The 16,676-nt window shown below is 58.1% G+C and carries 19 protein-coding genes; 10 read left to right on the forward strand and 9 right to left on the reverse strand.

Features of this window, described 5'->3' with window-relative positions:
* Nucleotides 1-16: 16 nt before the first annotated feature.
* From lptF to GWA01_RS10320, 4 genes are read right to left on the reverse strand one after another with little or no spacing between them, the layout of a single operon-like run.
* Nucleotides 17-1,165 (reverse strand): LPS export ABC transporter permease LptF, encoded by a 1,149-nt coding sequence (gene lptF, locus GWA01_RS10305; protein WP_146797358.1) that lies wholly within the window; start codon nt 1,163-1,165, stop codon nt 17-19.
* Nucleotides 1,166-1,221: 56 nt separating this feature from the next.
* Entirely contained in the window at nt 1,222-1,701 is a 480-nt protein-coding gene (locus tag GWA01_RS10310) for a hypothetical protein (RefSeq protein WP_146797361.1), read from the reverse strand.
* A gap of 3 nt (nt 1,702-1,704) precedes the next feature.
* Nucleotides 1,705-2,700 (reverse strand): L-threonylcarbamoyladenylate synthase, encoded by a 996-nt coding sequence (locus GWA01_RS10315; protein WP_146797364.1) that lies wholly within the window; start codon nt 2,698-2,700, stop codon nt 1,705-1,707.
* Nucleotides 2,697-3,494, reverse strand: a complete 798-nt coding sequence (locus tag GWA01_RS10320; protein WP_146797367.1) for a 3'(2'),5'-bisphosphate nucleotidase CysQ family protein — start codon at nt 3,492-3,494, stop codon at nt 2,697-2,699. Before GWA01_RS10320 ends, GWA01_RS10315 begins: the two co-directional genes overlap by 4 nt.
* Before the next feature lie 125 nt (nt 3,495-3,619).
* Between GWA01_RS10320 and GWA01_RS10325 the strand changes: the two genes are divergently transcribed.
* The 9 genes from GWA01_RS10325 (at nt 3,620) to GWA01_RS10365 (ending at nt 12,240) form a co-directional block, all read left to right on the forward strand.
* Nucleotides 3,620-5,104 (forward strand): leucyl aminopeptidase, encoded by a 1,485-nt coding sequence (locus tag GWA01_RS10325; RefSeq protein ID WP_146797370.1) that lies wholly within the window; start codon nt 3,620-3,622, stop codon nt 5,102-5,104.
* Nucleotides 5,105-5,106: 2 nt separating this feature from the next.
* On the forward strand, nt 5,107-5,550 hold the full coding sequence (locus tag GWA01_RS10330) for a DNA polymerase III subunit chi (protein WP_146797373.1): 444 nt from the start codon (nt 5,107-5,109) through the stop codon (nt 5,548-5,550).
* A 67-nt stretch (nt 5,551-5,617) separates the two neighbouring features.
* Nucleotides 5,618-6,463, forward strand: coding sequence for an aldo/keto reductase (locus GWA01_RS10335; RefSeq protein WP_146797376.1), 846 nt, complete (start codon nt 5,618-5,620; stop codon nt 6,461-6,463).
* Nucleotides 6,464-6,626: 163 nt separating this feature from the next.
* Entirely contained in the window at nt 6,627-7,808 is a 1,182-nt protein-coding gene (locus GWA01_RS10340; RefSeq protein ID WP_229316040.1) for a hypothetical protein, read from the forward strand.
* Nucleotides 7,805-8,710 carry a hypothetical protein gene (locus GWA01_RS10345; protein WP_146797379.1) on the forward strand — a complete coding sequence of 302 codons (906 nt, stop codon included), beginning with the start codon at nt 7,805-7,807 and terminating at the stop codon, nt 8,708-8,710. Before GWA01_RS10340 ends, GWA01_RS10345 begins: the two co-directional genes overlap by 4 nt.
* Entirely contained in the window at nt 8,707-9,228 is a 522-nt protein-coding gene (locus tag GWA01_RS10350) for a hypothetical protein (protein WP_146797382.1), read from the forward strand. The genes GWA01_RS10345 and GWA01_RS10350 overlap by 4 nt, the downstream gene beginning before the upstream one ends.
* Nucleotides 9,225-10,316: a hypothetical protein gene (locus tag GWA01_RS10355; RefSeq protein WP_146797385.1), complete on the forward strand. Its 1,092-nt coding sequence runs from the start codon at nt 9,225-9,227 to the stop codon at nt 10,314-10,316. The genes GWA01_RS10350 and GWA01_RS10355 overlap by 4 nt, the downstream gene beginning before the upstream one ends.
* A gap of 5 nt (nt 10,317-10,321) precedes the next feature.
* A complete protein-coding gene (locus tag GWA01_RS10360) occupies nt 10,322-11,749 on the forward strand; it encodes an NADH-quinone oxidoreductase subunit D-related protein (protein ID WP_186819535.1) in 1,428 nt (475 codons plus the stop codon).
* The gene (locus GWA01_RS10365) at nt 11,746-12,240 is read left to right on the forward strand and encodes an NADH-quinone oxidoreductase subunit B family protein (protein ID WP_146797389.1); all 495 of its coding nucleotides are present in this window, start codon (nt 11,746-11,748) and stop codon (nt 12,238-12,240) included. Before GWA01_RS10360 ends, GWA01_RS10365 begins: the two co-directional genes overlap by 4 nt.
* Here the strand turns inward: GWA01_RS10365 and GWA01_RS10370 are convergent.
* The 3 genes from GWA01_RS10370 to GWA01_RS10380 form a co-directional block, all read right to left on the reverse strand.
* A complete protein-coding gene (locus GWA01_RS10370; protein ID WP_146797392.1) occupies nt 12,230-13,120 on the reverse strand; it encodes a CDP-alcohol phosphatidyltransferase family protein in 891 nt (296 codons plus the stop codon). The genes GWA01_RS10365 and GWA01_RS10370 overlap by 11 nt on opposite strands.
* A gap of 13 nt (nt 13,121-13,133) precedes the next feature.
* Nucleotides 13,134-13,811: a phosphatidylserine decarboxylase gene (locus tag GWA01_RS10375; RefSeq protein WP_146797395.1), complete on the reverse strand. Its 678-nt coding sequence runs from the start codon at nt 13,809-13,811 to the stop codon at nt 13,134-13,136.
* Nucleotides 13,812-13,885: 74 nt separating this feature from the next.
* A complete protein-coding gene (locus GWA01_RS10380; RefSeq protein WP_146797398.1) occupies nt 13,886-14,611 on the reverse strand; it encodes a class I SAM-dependent methyltransferase in 726 nt (241 codons plus the stop codon).
* A 37-nt stretch (nt 14,612-14,648) separates the two neighbouring features.
* Between GWA01_RS10380 and gloB the strand changes: the two genes are divergently transcribed.
* Nucleotides 14,649-15,365 carry a hydroxyacylglutathione hydrolase gene (gene gloB, locus GWA01_RS10385; protein WP_146797401.1) on the forward strand — a complete coding sequence of 239 codons (717 nt, stop codon included), beginning with the start codon at nt 14,649-14,651 and terminating at the stop codon, nt 15,363-15,365.
* Between the two features lie 86 nt (nt 15,366-15,451).
* Here the strand turns inward: gloB and GWA01_RS10390 are convergent, their stop codons facing one another.
* Together GWA01_RS10390 and cydB are read right to left on the reverse strand one after the other, a co-directional pair.
* Nucleotides 15,452-15,619: a DUF2474 domain-containing protein gene (locus GWA01_RS10390; protein ID WP_146797404.1), complete on the reverse strand. Its 168-nt coding sequence runs from the start codon at nt 15,617-15,619 to the stop codon at nt 15,452-15,454.
* Between the two features lie 33 nt (nt 15,620-15,652).
* Nucleotides 15,653-16,675, reverse strand: coding sequence for a cytochrome d ubiquinol oxidase subunit II (gene cydB / locus GWA01_RS10395; RefSeq protein ID WP_146797407.1), 1,023 nt, complete (start codon nt 16,673-16,675; stop codon nt 15,653-15,655).
* Between the last annotated feature and the right edge of the window lies 1 nt (nt 16,676).

The following is a 16,676-nucleotide window of genomic DNA, read 5'->3' on the forward strand; positions in this document are numbered from 1 at the left end:
GATAACGGAGAAGAATTCATGGCGAGTTCTTCCGTGTCGATGAGCCGCCGGTCCACTGTTCCGCGAACAGAAGCACCAGACAGACAATTCCGGGCAGGAGGGCTTCGATCCAGATCAGGGGCACCAGTGCGAGATTACGCCCTGCAAGATTTTGCAGCATCAGGGAGAGCGCAAGAAGCCCTACAACCGTCAGAATCGCCAGCATGGGTCGTGTGATATTGCCATGCCGCGAAAACGCTCCTCTGAGCACGCAGACCAGCCCGATCAGGGCAAAAGAAAGAACCGTCAACGGCGATGTCATGCGATGCCATCCCTCGACTGCGAATTTTCCCCTATCGCGTTCGGAGACTTCGTGCGGGTCAGGATGGAAGAGATCATGGAGCGGCATTTCTGTTGCGTCACGTTCCTCATGGTCTTCTTTGCGAGATGACGAGAGATCAATTGTATTTCGCCCGAAGGAGAGGACGTTAAGGCGTCCGGTGTGTCTGTCGATTTCTTCGCGGGAACCATTATACAGGACGACCCGGGGCTGGTTCGCGACGATAATCATGGTGCCGTGTTCGGCAAGGATCGTCGTATGCGCATCCGGGTCCCGATCGTCTTCGACAAGGATACCGTGCAGAATGCCATTGGTGTCTCTGGAGCGGATATAGACGGTCAGGTTGCCGGATACGGTGGTGAAAACGCCGTCCTGCAGCAGGAAAGCTGCCATTCGATTACGGATCTGGAACTCATAGCGATGAAACGCATGATACGAAACTGGCGCGATCCACAGCGTCAGCAGGTAGCAGAAACCCACTGAAAGCAAGGTGCAGATGAGGCCGGGACGGGCAAGCTCCAGGGGAGAGAGGCCTGCGGCACGCATCACTGTGAGCTCTCTGTCTCCTGCCATGCGCTGGTAGGTGAACAGGATCACGAGGAAGGTGGTGATAGGCAGGATGACAGCCACAAAAGAGGGCAACATGAGGGAAGTCAGCTGCAGGAACACTCTGAGTGAAAGGCCATGCTGGACGATCATCGATACGAACTGAAGCGACTGGGTGAGCCAGATCAGTGCAACCGCTCCTCCGGTTAGCGCAAGCAGCCCCACAAGCAACTGCTTGAGTACATAGCGGTCGGTCAGGGAAAGCAGGTGCTTGCCTGAAAGGAGTGAAGGAGATCGCATTGCCTTCATCTATCCCTAGCGTGTGTCCGGAGGAAGGCGAAAAAGAATATGCGCGGTCAACGGAGATACGAAGCGCGGTCAATACGTACGGGGGCTGTCATTGTATGCACCACAGAAGTTGCTGCAGTTCCGATGAGAAGGCCTGCAAATAGTGCGACCCCGATTGCTGCATAACGCCAGGATTGTTGAGAACGGCCGAGAGCCGCTTCGGACAGGAGGTATTGGCTGTCCTGCTGGCTTTGGCTTAGCTGGCTCTGCAGTATACGCACACGTATTTCAGATTTCTGGACAAGCTTTTCAAGTTGGTCGCGTTCGCGCTGAAGGCGTTCAAGCAGCGCTGCTTGTCCCATATGATTTTCATCGACTGCGAGAGACATGAAAAGATTCTTCAGCGCGCCTCCTGTCATGTTGTGACGCTTGGCGCGGCTTCTGATCGTTTCAAGGGCCGCAATGGCCTGTCCGGGCTGCTCGTCTAGTACGAGTGCCAAGATATCCGACAATATCCTGACATCTTTCGGGTCGAGCTGTTCAGTCATGTATCAGGACGGGTCTGACGGCGGTCTGGGTTCGGCTGCGCGGCGGAGGCGATCGCGGATAGCCAGTCCCAGTCCTTGACGTGGCACTGTCTGGGCAGCGATGCGTGTCAGGCCTCTTCGGGCACCCTCGGCATCGAGAAAGCGTAGACCTGCAAAAAGGCGCGCTGCGGCTTCTTCCAGATTGCTGCTTTCGCTGAGGTTCCACGTCAGCGCTGCACCGGGGAGAGGCTTTCCGAAAGCGAGTTGCGCCTCGTTGCCCTCAATAGACGTCGCATCCAGTCGCACGGGCAGGGACGGGGCATAATGCGAGGCAAGGCGACCAGGCGAGGAAGGCAGGATCTCCGCAAAATCATCGGGATGATGAATTGTTCCGCAGAGTGCTGTCAGCTCTTCAAGTGTCACACCGCCTGGGCGTAAAAGCACTGGCGTCTCGCGGGTGAGATCCAGAACCGTGCTCTCAACACCTACCGAGCACGGGCCAGAATCGAGAATGGCGTCAATACGGCCCTCAAGAGAGCGTAAAACGTGGAAAGCGTCGGACGGACTGACAGTCCCTGAGCGGTTTGCTGAAGGTGCTGCAACCGGCGCTCCGACTTCCCGCAGAAGTGCCAGGGCGGTTTTTCCACGCGGTACACGGAGCGCCAGTGTCGGAAGCCCGGCAGCAGCAAGGTCTGATACCGTTGCGTTTTCACCGCGAGGCATGACGAGCGTAAGGGGGCCCGGCCAGAACTTCTCAGCCAGTGCACGGGCCATTTCTCCTGTCCGGCCACTGAGGTCGGCCTGCGCAAACGCGCTCTCGGCATCCGGGAGGTGATTGATCAGTGGATTGAAGCGTGGCCGGCCTTTTGCCGCGAAAATACGTGCGACTGCGGTATCTGATGAGGCAAGCGCGCCAAGTCCGTAAACCGTTTCCGTTCCGAATGCGACGAGTTTGCCTTGCCGCAGGAGGTCTGCTGCGCGCGAAATTCCTGCTGTGTCAGCTTTAAGAAGTTCGGTCATGCTTCGCTCCCCGTGCAGTAGAATGACGCGTTCAGGCGTCCGGGTTTACCATAACGCATCGGCGCACTGTGTTCGTCGAGCAGGTGACCACCTGCGGCTTCAAGAATGGCCTGCGGGGCACAGGTATCCCATTCCATCGTCGGACCGAGACGAGGATAGAAATCGGCCGTTCCTTCAGCAACGCGCATGAATTTTACGGATGATCCCATTTTCTCCAGCGAAAGAACTTTGCGTCCTGCGAGCCATGCATCGAGCAATTCGCTGTTTCCGTAGTGGCGTGAGGCCAGAACCCGCAACCCTTCCTCAGATGGTTTGGCTGTATGAATTGGCTGTACGCCAGACGCATCGTAGCGGTTTGCGCCAAGGCCCTGGCCGCCTGCATAGATCTGGCCGTGTGCGGGCAATGCCACAACACCCAGCACGGCATGCTCTCCGCGGACGAGGCCGATATTTACGGTGAAGTCCGCGCCACCGGACGAAAAATCGCGGGTGCCATCAAGCGGGTCAACGAGCCAGTAGGCATGTCCGGCTTCAACCTCGACGCCTGCGGACATTTCTTCCTCGCCTATTGCGGGGAGAGACGGGCAGGCGTCTCGCAGACCGCGCAGGATGTGGCGTTCTGATGCACGATCCGCTTCGGTGACGGGGGAAGCATCTGCCTTGATCTCTGTCTGAAAGCCGCGCGCGCGAATTTCGTTAATGATCTCAGCCGCTTCCGAGGCAAGTCGGAGGGCTAGTGCGAGGAGGGCGCGGTCGTCGTCTGGGGAGACCTGGGGCACGGACGAAAGGATCATCTTACAAAGCTACTGCAATATAAGTCATTCGTCACTCACAGCATGTGAGGTGCTGGCCTCTTGTGCAGACCGGGTGCGTTCCCGATAAAGAGCAACGCACCCAAATTCCCGAACGCAGGATATTCATGCTCGACATCACATTTGGCCCGTTTCCCGCTCTGAACGCCGAGTCTCCTATTGCTGTTGCCCTGCTCTGTAATGGCACTGAGGGGTTTCAGGCAGAGCAGTTCGCGGCATTGGACGCTGCATCTGCTGGCGCGTTGAAGCGTGCGGTTGCTCTGAAGGGATTCAAGGGCGAAGCTGGACAGACACTCAGCCTGCTCGCACCATCAGAAAGTGTTTCAGTAATCGTTCTGGTGGGATGTGGTGCCAAGGATGGCTCTGCCCTGAACGCTGTAGCTGCCGAAAATGCAGGTGGTGATGCGGCAAAGGCTCTCGGTGAGTTCGAGAAAGCTGTGATTGTTGCAGCAGGTTCTGTTGAGGCTTTCGCTGCCAGTGCGGCCCTTGGTGCCCGTTTGAACCGTTATGATTTCGACCTGTATCGCACTCAGGACGCCACGCCTCGGACGAAGCTTGCGTCGGTGTTGGTTGCCGTCAGCGATACATCAGTTGCCGAGGCTTCCTGGGCAGCGTGTGACGCGGTGTCGCGTGGTGTGATTCTGACCCGTAACCTTGTGAGCGAGCCGCCTAACATCCTTTATCCGGAGACCTTCACGGCGCGGATTGAAGAGCTTCGCGATCTTGGGCTCGAAGTCGAAGTGCTTGATGAAGCTGCGATGAAGGAGCTTGGTTTCGGTGCTCTTCTGGGAGTTGCTCAAGGTAGCTCCCAGCGTCCGCGCACAGTCATCGTGCGCCATAATGGTGGCGTAGAGGGCGCAGCTCCTCTGGCTTTCATTGGCAAGGGTGTGACGTTTGATTCCGGTGGCATTTCGATCAAGCCTGCTGCTGGCATGGACGAAATGAAGACGGACATGGGCGGTGCTGCCACCGTTATCGGCCTGATGAGCGCGCTGGCGCGCCGTAATGCGCCTGTGAACGCTGTTGGAGTGGTCGGACTTGTCGAGAACATGCTTTCCGGTGATGCACAGCGGCCGGGCGATATCGTTAAGAGCTACAGCGGCAAGACGATCGAAGTTCTGAATACGGATGCGGAAGGACGTCTGGTTCTGGCGGATGTTCTTGCCTATGCGCGTGAGCGGTTTGCGCCGAAACTGATGATTGATCTGGCCACGCTTACTGGGGCGATCGTGGTGAGCCTTGGCGCGGAGCACGCTGGCCTGTTCAGTAATAGCGATGAACTTGCAGCCGGGCTGACCACTGCTGGCAACAAGGTGGATGAGAAAGTGTGGCGCATGCCGATGGGTGAGGCATATGATCGGCAGATCCGTTCCGATATCGCAGACATGAAGAATATCGGTGGCCGACCGGGAAGCGCCATTCTGGCTGCCCAGTTCCTGCAGCGTTTTGTGGGAGATACGCCTTGGGCGCATCTGGACATCGCAGGCACGGCCTGGAAAACGACGGCGTCCTCGATCGCGCCAAAGGGCGCTACGGGTTTTGGCGTCCGTCTTCTGGATAATTTTGTCCAGACGCATGAAAACAACGCCTGAGGGTGGAAATCGGTTTTTACCACCTGACGCGCACGCCGGTTGAGGAGGCGCTTCCAGCGCTTCTGGGCCGAACGCTGGATGCAGGGGAGCGTGCCTTGGTGCGCTGCCCAGATACGGCAATCGTCACTGCGCTCGACAAGGCACTCTGGGCATGCCGGGAGCCGGTCTGGCTTCCGCATGGCACGGCGAAAACAGGTCACGAAGCCCGGCAGCCTATCTGGCTGACATCGGGCGAGGATTGCCCTAACGGCGCGCGGTTCCTGTTTCGGGTGAATGGCGCCGGGAGCGATGAGTTTTCGGAGTTCGTTCGTGTGTTCGATCTGTTTGACGGAAGCGACGATCAGGCCGTGCAGATGGCACGCCAGAGATGGGTCGCTTTGAAGGCCTCAGGGCACACTCTGGTGTACTGGAAACAGGAAGCCCGAGGGTGGAAAAAGTCCGGTTAGGGTATTTATATCGCATCTTTTTGGCGACGACGGTCGTTGTCTCAGGGCACAGCAAGGAGAAATCCGCATGAAAACCGTCACTCTGCGTAACGGTGTCACTGTCCCGGCACTGGGCATGGGGACCTGGAACATTGGAGATTCCGGCTCTCGTCGGGCTGGTGAAATTGAAAGCCTGCGCAAAGGTATCGAAAATGGCCTTCGGGTCATCGATACTGCCGAGATGTATGGAAATGGCCGTTCCGAAAGGCTTGTGGGTGAGGCGATTTCCGATCTTCGGGACGAGGTTTATCTCGTCAGCAAGGTTGTGCCCTCGAATGCTTCATACATGGGGGTACAGAAGGCGTGTCATCGTTCTCTAGAAAATCTGGGGACGGACCGACTGGATCTTTATCTCCTGCACTGGCGCGGCGGTGTGCCTCTTGAAGAGACCATCCGTGGGTTGGACGCATTGCAGGATGATGGCCTGATCGGTGGATGGGGTGTTTCCAACTTTGATGTCGACGATATGGAGGAAGCTGAAAGTCTTTCTGATCGCTGTCTCGTCAATCAGATTCTCTACAGCCTCGAATATCGTGGAACCGAGTTCGACCTTCTGGACCATGACGCCGATAGTGGAACGGTAACGATGGCTTATTCCCCGCTAGGACAGGGTGGCGACCTTTTGCAGCACCCCGTCCTTCATGAAATCGCGTCCCGTCATGAGACGTCGCTCGGGGCTGCCGATGCAGCACAGATTGCTTTGGCCTGGGTGATGAGACGCAGCAATGTGTTGGCCATTCCCAAAGCCGGATCTCCGGAGCATATGCCGCGCAACATTGCCAGCATGGAAATCAGCCTGACGGATGCAGATCTCAAGGCTCTTGATCGGGCTTTTCCAGCACCGAAGCGCAAGACATCACTCGCCATGATCTGACGGGCGTGGTTTGATGGGGCTCCATCAGTCATGAAGCCCGGATCAGACCCTGCATACCGTACTCGCCTTTTTCCATCTTGATCCGGTCTCTGTCTCACTTGCTGCGCTGACCTTTCCTGCGTCCCTGCGTGTCAGGGACGACGGGTGCAAAGGAAGCGGGCGGGTGGCGCTGGCCGCAGCACTGGTTGCTGCCCTTTGCGTTTCTCCCGCGCTGGTCGCAGTCGCCATCGGTGTGTTGCAAACACAGGAACGCGCGCGCTGCCCACAATACTGGGCAGTTCCGGCGCTTTTGCTATGGGTGCTGTTTCCCTCTTGCACGTCTGCGTTTCTCGGGCTGCTACCTGTCCTGCTCTGGCCAATAATCAATGGCAGGGTTATCGCGTCTTTCCCCGCATTAGGGGCTGTTCTGGCAGTGTCATGTCTTTGGCATCAGGGCGATCCATCTGCGTTTCTCGTCACAGCAGTAGTTGGGATATTGATACCGATACTGGCCTTTGGTGCCGTGATGCGTGCTTCAGCGCCGGGGGATCTGTCGTTTCTGCGACCCGTCCTGCTCCTTTCCATTGTCATTGCGGCCCGTGCGGAGGGGCTGGAGGCAAGCGCGCAGGCGGCGGCTCTGGGGCTGTTTCTGGATCTTGTGCTTCTTGTGCTGACGCCTCCTGCCATGAAACTGGTTCCTGAGGCGTCCTATCTGCGCCTGCCTTTACCGCCACTGCCCGGTTTCATTGTGTTGTGGCTAGGTATTCATGCCGCGCTGGGTATGGCCGCGGGGGTGCAGGGGTGGAGTGTGGCTGGAGTGGGCGTGGCGATGCTGCTCGGCCTGCTGGCATTGCTTGATGTTTCTTCAGTTCAGAAGCGATCGGGACGAGGTGTTCTTGATCTTCCTGCGGGAACGTTGCTGCTGACATTTTCTGCTGCCGTTCTCCTTCTTCCTGTGGCCGTCGTGCTGTTGTTCAGTGCGGCGATCCATCAGATTGGCGGAACACTTCTTTTGTCGGTTTTCTCACTGGGGGGAGGGGATGGCGCTCATCTGAGGCTGCCGCTTCTTGCTGCTCTGATGATGATGGTCTGGCTCCTTCTGACGCGGCCCTGGACGCCTCATGGACTGGCACGGCTGCAGGGGATCCAGTGGGGACAGTTTCCAAGGTCTGAGCTACTTTCATTTTTTGGCGGAAAGCCGATATTTCCTTGGGAGCTGCGACGCGTGCTTGCAGGTGCACGCCGTTTTTTCCGCAATGTCAGAAAGCTGCGTGGGTGGAAAATGCCTGATGGCCGCCGGGCAGGTATTGGTCTGTGGCTTTTCCTGCTGGCAGTCGTCCTTGCTGTTCTGGGGCTTACGTCATGATGGTGCACATTATTTCGTGGCTGGAAGCTCTGGCGCAGGACGTTTTTCAGATCGTGCTGCTTGCGATACTGGCCCCTTTCATCGCGTGGTGTCTGAGATGCGGTCCCGCATGGTTCGGGGGTATCGCGACCGTATCGCCATACCCGATAATCACGCAGCATCTCGCTTTCTGGCATCGTGGATGGAAGGTCGGTTTTTCAGGACGGGACGGTGTGTGTCTTGCTGCGCTCCTGACTGTAATGGCTGTTTTGCCCGCCATCACAACTGATCTCTTCTGGATTTCTTTGGCGGACCCTCTGTTAGTGGGCGTTCTGCTTTTGGCAATCCGGAGCATCGCTGTGCCCCCATTCACTGCGTTGGTGCGCGATGGGCGTATCGCTGGCAATACGAGGACTGGAATTCGGCCTCTTGTCCCAGCGTTTCTGCTGCTTTGTCTGGTCGAGGCACTTTCGGCACTTTCGGCGTCTGGTGCCGATGGCCTTGGGGGGCTATGTGCGATCCTTCATATTGAGCCCGGGCCGGGGCTTGAGGGTGCCCTTGCCGCGTGTGCGCTAGCATTGGGGATTATTTGTCCTCCTTTGCGACATGAAGATGTGATCATGGCGCTATCGGATGTGCGTGATCGCGAGGACAGAAACCAGCGGAGGGTGCTGGTCGAGCTTGTGAACTGTGGCTGGGTGCTTTTTTTGTCAGATCTGGCTTTCCCATCCGGAATTGCCCTTCCGGGAAGCGGCGTAACGGGGTGGTTCTCGGGCCTTGGTTTGCTGGGGGCGAGACTGATACTTGTGGTGCTGGTTCTTGGAGGGCTGCGTACAACAGGGCAGGAGCGCAGTTCGCGCCTTACGGCACTTTTCGCGGGTCTTGCGCTGCTTATCGCTCTGGCAGGAAGGTTTGCAACATGATTGCCGGATTTGCATTGCTTCTGCTGCTTGCTCTTGCGGCGCTGGGGCGTGATGGACGTGGCCTGCCGCTTTATGGCGTTGTCTGTGCGTTTACAGGTGCGACAGTGTGTGGCGGTTTGCTGGCGTTACTGACTTCCGTAGCCCTGATCTCGTTGAATATTGTGGCTTGGATCGGCTTGCGTCGCTTTGCACCCCACACGCCTGAGCGCAGTTCGGTTCTGCCTGTAATGGGCACAATCGTATTGTTGCTGACGCTTGCTCTCTCCGGAGCAAGTCTGGGCCTTACTACGGCTCTTGGTGCGGGAATCGTGCTCGCCGGCCTTTGCGGGGCTGCATTCGGGCCCCCTTTGGTACAGTTTGTGGGCCTGCTGATGGCATCTGACGGTTTGATCGTGATGGCTTGCGTCATGCAGTCCTGGGCGCTTTTTGCAACGGCTCTTGCGTTCTGGGGTGTTCTTGCCGCTCTGGGCTGCGTGCTTTTGCCAAGGCTTGCATGGCGAAGGGTGCTGGAGGAATGAGCCACCAAATAGCGCCAATCAACGTGCTGTCTGCGGTGACAACGTGGCCGTTATTGGCGGCATTCCTGCTTTTTGTGACGCCCGATTCCCGCCAGAAGGCCAGCGGGCTCACGTTTGCTGTCGCAGGTGCGCTTCTTACGCCGCTTGCGGTTGTGCTCATGCCAGGGACGGATGCATTCGCGGCAGCCTGTTCATGTGCTGTAGCGCTTATGCCGCTTCTGTTACCTCCCGGAGCAGATCGGGCCTCGCGCATTCTGCCTTTTTTGATCACCGGCTGCGCTCTTATTGCGCTGAACGTGCATTCGGCGCTGGCTGTGACCGTGCTTTGTGGCGCAGGTATTGTGCTCCTGGCCTGGCGAGAGGGGCGCGGCACGCAGAAGGCAAGCAGCGTATGGGATATGGCGCGCAGCCGCCTGTGTGGCGTTGTTTTGGGAGCGCTGGGGGCTGCATTGCTGCCGATGCAGCATCAGTCTCCTCTGGGGCCGGTTCTGCTGGCCATTGGTTTGTGTATGATGGCAGGGCTCGGGCCTTCTCCGGCTCCCCGCTCGGCTGCAGCACTTATGGATACGTGCCTGCGTTTTGCAGCGATTGTGCTGATGATGCGGCTGAATACGCAGCCTCTTGTTCATGTGCTTGTGCTGGTTGCTGGTTTTGCGAGCCTGCTGATGGCGGTTACCGCGTCGGGCGCGCGTGTGGCTCTGCCAATGCTTTCCGCTCTGGCTGCAATCAGTGCCGCAACGGGAGAAGCTGCTGCTGTGCTTCTGCTACTGATCGCGGCTCTTGGCACAACAACGCTGGAGACACGCGGAAAATCAACTGAAACTGACGCAATTTTCTGGGGGAGTGCGCCATGGCCTGTGTTCTGTGCGCTCATTCTGATCGGGCGCTCTCTTGAGGTTGCGCTTCTATGGCTGCTTGTGGGCTGTGTTGCCTTGGGGCTGCGAGGAGCCTCTCTGCCGCTGATCCTGCCTGCCTGGCAACGGGGTGAGCGAAACATGGCGGCGTTTGTGGAAGTGGCTCTTTTGTTATGCGGTCTGACTGCTCCGCTTCTGCTGGTGTGGCATCCGGTCGCAGGGTGGCGCCCGTGAGGGAAATGTCGTCTCTCATTCATTCCGGCGAGCGTGTCTCGCTGTTTCACTATCATCTGGATGCCGACCTTTGGCGCACCATGCTGGCTGCCCCTGGAGCAACTCTGCCGCTGGTTTCGGCGTGGGCGGACTCTTCGAGAATTTACATCCTGCTTCTTGAGGGCAATCGTCCGTTGATGGCGAGCTGTGCTGTGGAGGACGGTCGTTATCTGGCACCATCCTCACGCTTCCCCGCTGCGGAATGGGGGGAGAGGGTCGCGTATGATCTCTATGGCGTTGAAGGGATGGGCGCGCGCGATGATAGTCCTGCAGTGGATGAAGGGGGCTGGGATGCGACCTGGCCGCTCTCTGAGCGCCCGGGGCCGGGCCTGCCGGGTCTGAAACCACTTGCCGATCGGCCATTTCTTCGCCCTGAGCGAACAGGACTATGCGGGCCGTTGGGTCTGTCTTTTGATATTTGCGATGGGCGTGCAGAAGGTATTTCCGTTTCTGCAGGGTTTGCGCATCGGGGGGTATTGTCCCAACTCATTGGGAAGTCGCCGGAAGAGGGGCTGCGACTTGTTTCCCGTGTAACGGCAGGGGGATTTGTTGCTCACCCGCTGGCATTTGTGCGCGCTGTAGAGCAGGCGCGGGGTGAGCTTCCCGGCCCTGGTATTAGGGATACACGCTTCCTGTTGCTGGAGATCGAGCGGATTTCGGTTCATCTGCATGACATTGCTGTAACAATGCGCTCTGTTGAGGCAGAGATGTTTGCATCTCATTGCGATCATGCGCGTGAAGCGGTGGCGCAGGCCTGCGCTCGGGCAGGTGTTTCCCGTCGTCTGACGGATTTGGTGACATTCACTGGATTGAAGGACGGACTTGAGCCCGTTCCTCTGGCGCAGGCCGTCTGTGATGTGATGGAGCCAAGAATGCTGGCTCTGGCAGAGATGCAACGCACATTCGGCGTTCGCCTGCGAAAAATTGGCGCTCTGAGCGTGGAAGCCGTGCGTGAATATGCCGTGGGCGGTGTAACCGGGCGTGCTAGCGGACGGAGTCTGGACCTGCGTCGACGGGAGGCCGGGATGCGTCTGGACGCTTTGCGGGCTACCGGTGACAGCGCTGGAGACGCACAGGCGCGCAATGCTCTGCGTTTGGCTGAAATCCGCGATTCTCTGGCTTTGATGCGCCGTATACTGGCGAGTATCGGTATGGATGATGATGAACCTGCTCCACAGTCTTTGGAGGAGGGAATTGGTGCAGCTGAAGGTCCGCGTGGGGATGTGTGGTACTGGGTGCAGCTCAAGGATGGTCTGATCAAGGCCATTCAGGTCAGAGACCCATCCGCCTCTCTGTTGCCGGTGTTGGGGAAGGCTTTGGATGGTCTGACACCGGATCAACTGGTCACGGCCCTGCGTTCTTTCGGTCTTGCACCATCGGGAATTGCATTATGAAGATCCTGCCCGGAATGGGGCCTTCCAGTCTGCTTCAGGCTTTTCTGGATGTGACACGCTGGCGGGCCTCCGGGCAAGATCGTCTTGGCCGGCGCCAGCCTATTGCGCTTTTTCCTCTTGAAACGGGGGGGTGTGAAGGCTGCGCAATGGAAGTTTCCGCTCTGGCAGGCAGTGCTTTTGCGCTTGAGCAGCATGGCTTTTGTCTGGTGAGTGAGCCGGAAGACGCGGACTGGCTTCTGGTCACGGGGCCGGTGACGCGGGCGAGTGCGGATGCGCTTGATCGAAACTGGCGCGCAATGCCGCGTGGCAGGAGCCTTGTCGCGGTTGGTGATTGTGCGATCAGCGGCGGACCGTTCACTACTAATTATGCTGTTTTGGGGGGGCTGGATAAACTTGCCTCTGTGAGGATGCAAGTGCCGGGCTGTCCTCCATCCCCGCAGGATCTGCTTCTGGGGTTGGAGGCGCTGGCGACCGGTCAGGTCAGGACGTAACTGGTTCGTCTTCGACCGCTTCGGACATGTCTTCTGCGGCCTTCTTTAGTCGGTGATAAGAGCGCCGCGAGAAAGGCAGGATGGCGACGTACAGAACGCCTGCCACAGCGAGAGCACCCCACGGATCAGCCACCAGAACTGCTGCAAACAGACAGGTTCCCAGCATGAGCGGTAGCACGTAACGCGATGGGACCTTGAAGTTCTTGAACGACCAGACTGGTAGCGTTGATACCAGCAGTGCCGCAGTGAAAATCAGACAGATTGCAGAGACAATTGGCGCGCGTGCGAAGTCCGCGATTGCCGGAGTGCCCATTCTGTCTGCTTCGAGGCCTAGGAAAACTGGAAACAGCACAATTCCAGCACCTGCTGGCGCAGGGACGCCTGTGAAGAAACTGTGCGAATATTCGGGTTTATCTTCGTCATCTAGGCTTGCATTGAAGCGGGCCAGACGAAGCGCCATGCAGACCGTGAACATGACGCAAGGGACAAATGCATAACGCCCTGCGTTCTCAAGGGACCACATCAGCAGGACGAATGACGGCGCAACGCCAAAGCAGACAAAGTCTGAAAGACTGTCGAATTCGGCGCCGAAGCGGGTTGTGCCTCGGAGGAGGCGCGCAATCCGCCCGTCCAGCCCATCAATGCACGCAGCAATCAGAAGGGCCACGGCTGCCTGCCCGAAGCGAAGCTCTAGCGCAAAACGCATGCCGCTTAGCCCGGCGCACAATCCGAGCATCGTCATGATATTCGGAATCAGTCGGTTGAAGGACGGGCCACGGACGCGGTTACGCGGGCGGCGTCCGATCCTGCGAAGCCTGCGGCGGATACGACGGCGTCGGGCAGGAGGTGTGTCCTGCCGGATCGGCTCGGGGGCGCTCATCGTGCGGTCTGGTTCAGAGTTTTGCCAGGACGGTTTCGCCGCCGATCATTGTCTGTCCTTCGGTCACCAGCGGCTCCACGCCGGGCGGAAGATAGACGTCTGTGCGGGAGCCGAAGCGGATCAGGCCAAAACGCTCACCGGCTTCAAGGTGATCGCCTTCCTCTACGAAGCACAGGATACGCCGTGCAATCAGACCGGCGATCTGAACAACGCCAATATTGCGACCATCGGCGAGCGTCAGGCGCAGTTCGTTGCGCTCATTATGCTCGGATGCTTTGTCGAGGCTGGCGTTGAGGAACTTGCCTGCGTGATAGGCGACCTTCGTCACCTGACCAGCAACGGGCATGCGGTTGATATGAACATCCAGCACGGACAGGAAGGTAGAGACGCGCCAGACAGGAGCTGCTCCCATTTCTAGTGCGACCGGGGGAGCGACCAGCGACACGGAGGTGATGCGGCCATCAGCAGAAGCCAGAACCAGATCCGAGCCTGGTGGTGGCGTGCGCTTTGGGTCGCGGAAGAAATAGAGGCAGAACGCCGTGAAGGCGATGCCTGCGTTACCCAGAAACCGGGTGGCGCGCCAGGGTGTTGCCCGTCCCAGGAGGCCGACGAGCGTACCTGCTGCGAGGAAGGGAGTCGCAGCGCGATGCGGCGGCGACAGGACGAGCTTCAAGGATTGAATGAGGGACATATGCGCAGTCTTACGACACCGGTAGCCGGGGTCAAGAATCCTGATTGTAAGAGCACACTTTTCCGAAGTGTTTTTCAGGCCGGTTCCGCAATCTGACGGGAGATCGGTGCCCTGATGCCTTCTTCGAGCAGGGGAAGCCCCGCATAGGCATTTTTTCTGGCCAGAACCACATGCACACCCGCGAGGGGATATCCGGTAGCTCTTCCAAGACGCTCCGGGATGGTTCCGTTACTGGTATTGAGAAAAATCGGGGGCGCCATGAGTGCGCCGGTATGTCGTTCAATCCGGAACATGCCCTGACCCAGGACGCGTGCTAACTGATTTGTGCTGAAAGGACTGCCATGCCCGAAAGGTGTTGCATCCGTATGCGCCCAGGCTCCCGATCGGTTGGGCGTTACGAGGATGAGGCATCCATCGTCTGTCATGACACGCCACACGGCGCGTAAGAAGTCTGGAATAGAGCGCGCAAATTCCAGCCCGTGCACTACCATGACGGCGTCCATTGAAAGATCGTCGAAGGGCAATCGATTGCTTTCGATGATACAATCCGGAAGGATTCGTTCGATGGGAGACAGACGCTGGGTCTGGGGTGTTTGCAGTCGACCAGAGACGGCGAAAGACGCACTCCCGGGAAGGTATGGGTGTGTATAGCCTACGCCAAGGATGCGTCTGGCTGTCAGGGAGGGCATTACGGCCCGGAGCCGCCTATTCAGCAGAAATGCAGCGCGCTGACCTGCGCGGCTCTCGTAGAAAGCGGCGGCATCATCGGAACGGGATCGGGCCAGACGCGTCAGCATCATGATATCTAACCAGCAACATCCATGAAGGGAAACCGCCATGTCGGTCGATATTCTGCCAATCCCGGTTCTGTCTGACAATTATGCGTGGCTTGTCACTGTCCCTGATGGCACGCGGGCTTTGATTGACCCCGGCGAATCTGCGCCGGTTGAAGCTGTTCTCGGGGCCGGTAGGCTGGATCTGATTCTGCTGACGCATCATCACGGTGATCATACAGGGGGCGTAGAGAAACTGCGTCAGCGTTATGGAGCCAAGGTGTTTGGGCCTGCACAAAAGCGGGACTGGCTTCCTGCTCTGGATCGTGGGCTTGAAGACAACGATGTTTTCCAGATCGGATCGACAGATGTGCAGGCGCTTCTTACGCCAGGGCATGCTGTCGGCCATATTTCCTATGTTATCCCGGAGGTTCCCGCTCTCTTTAGTGGCGATGCGCTGTTCAGCGCTGGTTGTGGGCGATTGCTTGAAGGAACGGCTGCTGAACTCTTCAACAGTCTGCGGCGCTACGCTGATTTGCCAGACGAGACTCTGGTTTGCGCGGGGCACGAATATACGCGCTCAAATATTGCTTTTGCAGTGTCCGTCGATCCGGAAAACGAGGCGCTTAGAGCGCGTGCAGCGGAAGTGGAGCGGCTTCTTGAAGCGGGCCGACCTACATTGCCCGTCACTCTTGGGGTGGAACGCGCCACTAATCCGTTTTTGCGGGCTAAAGACGTTGAGACTTTTGCCCGACTGCGCAAGGCGAAGGACGTTTTCTGAACTGCTTCCAAGGATAGGACGAAGCCAAAAGAAAACCCCGCTCCATTTGGAGACGGGGTTTTCTTTGTCCTGATGGGGAGGGCTTTTCAGCCATGCCCCCCGAAGATGATTTTCTTGAGAAGTTCCGCGCCAACGCCGACGACGACGACCCCGGCAACCCAGAAGGCGATGAACCATCCCACCTTCTCAAGCCACATGCGCAGGCCCGCGAGAGGGCCGGTGCGGATAACAGGTTTGCCGTATTCGATCTTCATGGCGCGGTCTCCTGTAAAATCATTCCTCTGATATTAATGATAGTGCTGATCTGCCGTCACTTTTCCGCGGAACACGTAATAGGAATAGATCGTGTAGGCGAGAATTGTGGGCAGCAGGAACATCGTGCCGACAAGCAGGAACGCCTGACTGTCAGGCGGCGAGGATGCCTGCCAGATGGTGATGCTCGGGGGAACGATATAGGGCCATACGTTGATGCCCAACCCGCTGAAGCACAGGAAGAACAGGACCAGCGTGCAGATGAACGGCAGGATGTGAGACTTCGGATTGCGAAGGCCCAGAAAGAGAAATGCCGTTGCTGCAATCACTGCAACCGGGACTGGGGCTACGAGTGCGACCTGCGGCCAGTCCAGCCAGCGCTGCATGTAGGTGGCATGGAGCATCGGCGTCCAGATTGAGACGGCACCGATCATGACCAGCAGTAGACCTGCGAGGCCAAATGAGACCTTACGCATGGTATCGTGTAGATCCGTTTCGCAACGCCACATTAGCCAGGTCGAGCCGAGAAGGGCATAGCCTACCGAGACGGCCAGACCGCAGAACAGCGCGAACGGCGTGCACCAGTCGAGGCTGGAGCCAACGAAAACGTTGTTCTCGACTTTGATGCCCTGAACGAGTGTTCCGAGAATGATGCCCTGCATGAAGCTCGCAACGATCGAGCCGCCACAAAATGCAGAGTCCCAGAAGAACTGCGAGGATTCCTTTTTCATCTTGAAGCGGAATTCGAAAGAGACGCCGCGCAGGATGAGGGCAAGAAGCATGAACAGGATCGGAAGATACAGCGCCGGAAGAATGGTACCGTATGCCACAGGGAAGACCCCGTAGAGCGAGGCGCCACCAAAGATCATCCAGGTCTCGTTGCCGTCCCAGACGGGGGCCACGGTGTTGACCATGACGTTCCGGTGGTCGTGGTCACGCTCTTTGAGGAACAGGATGCCGATACCAAGATCGAAGCCATCCAGAACAACGTAGATGAAGATCGCGGTTGCTGCGAGGAAGGCCCATACGACGGGAAGCCAGAAGGCGGTGTCGGTCATG

The organism is Gluconobacter wancherniae NBRC 103581 (assembly GCF_007988885.1).
In the GTDB taxonomy this organism is placed as follows: Bacteria; Pseudomonadota; Alphaproteobacteria; order Acetobacterales; family Acetobacteraceae; genus Gluconobacter; species Gluconobacter wancherniae.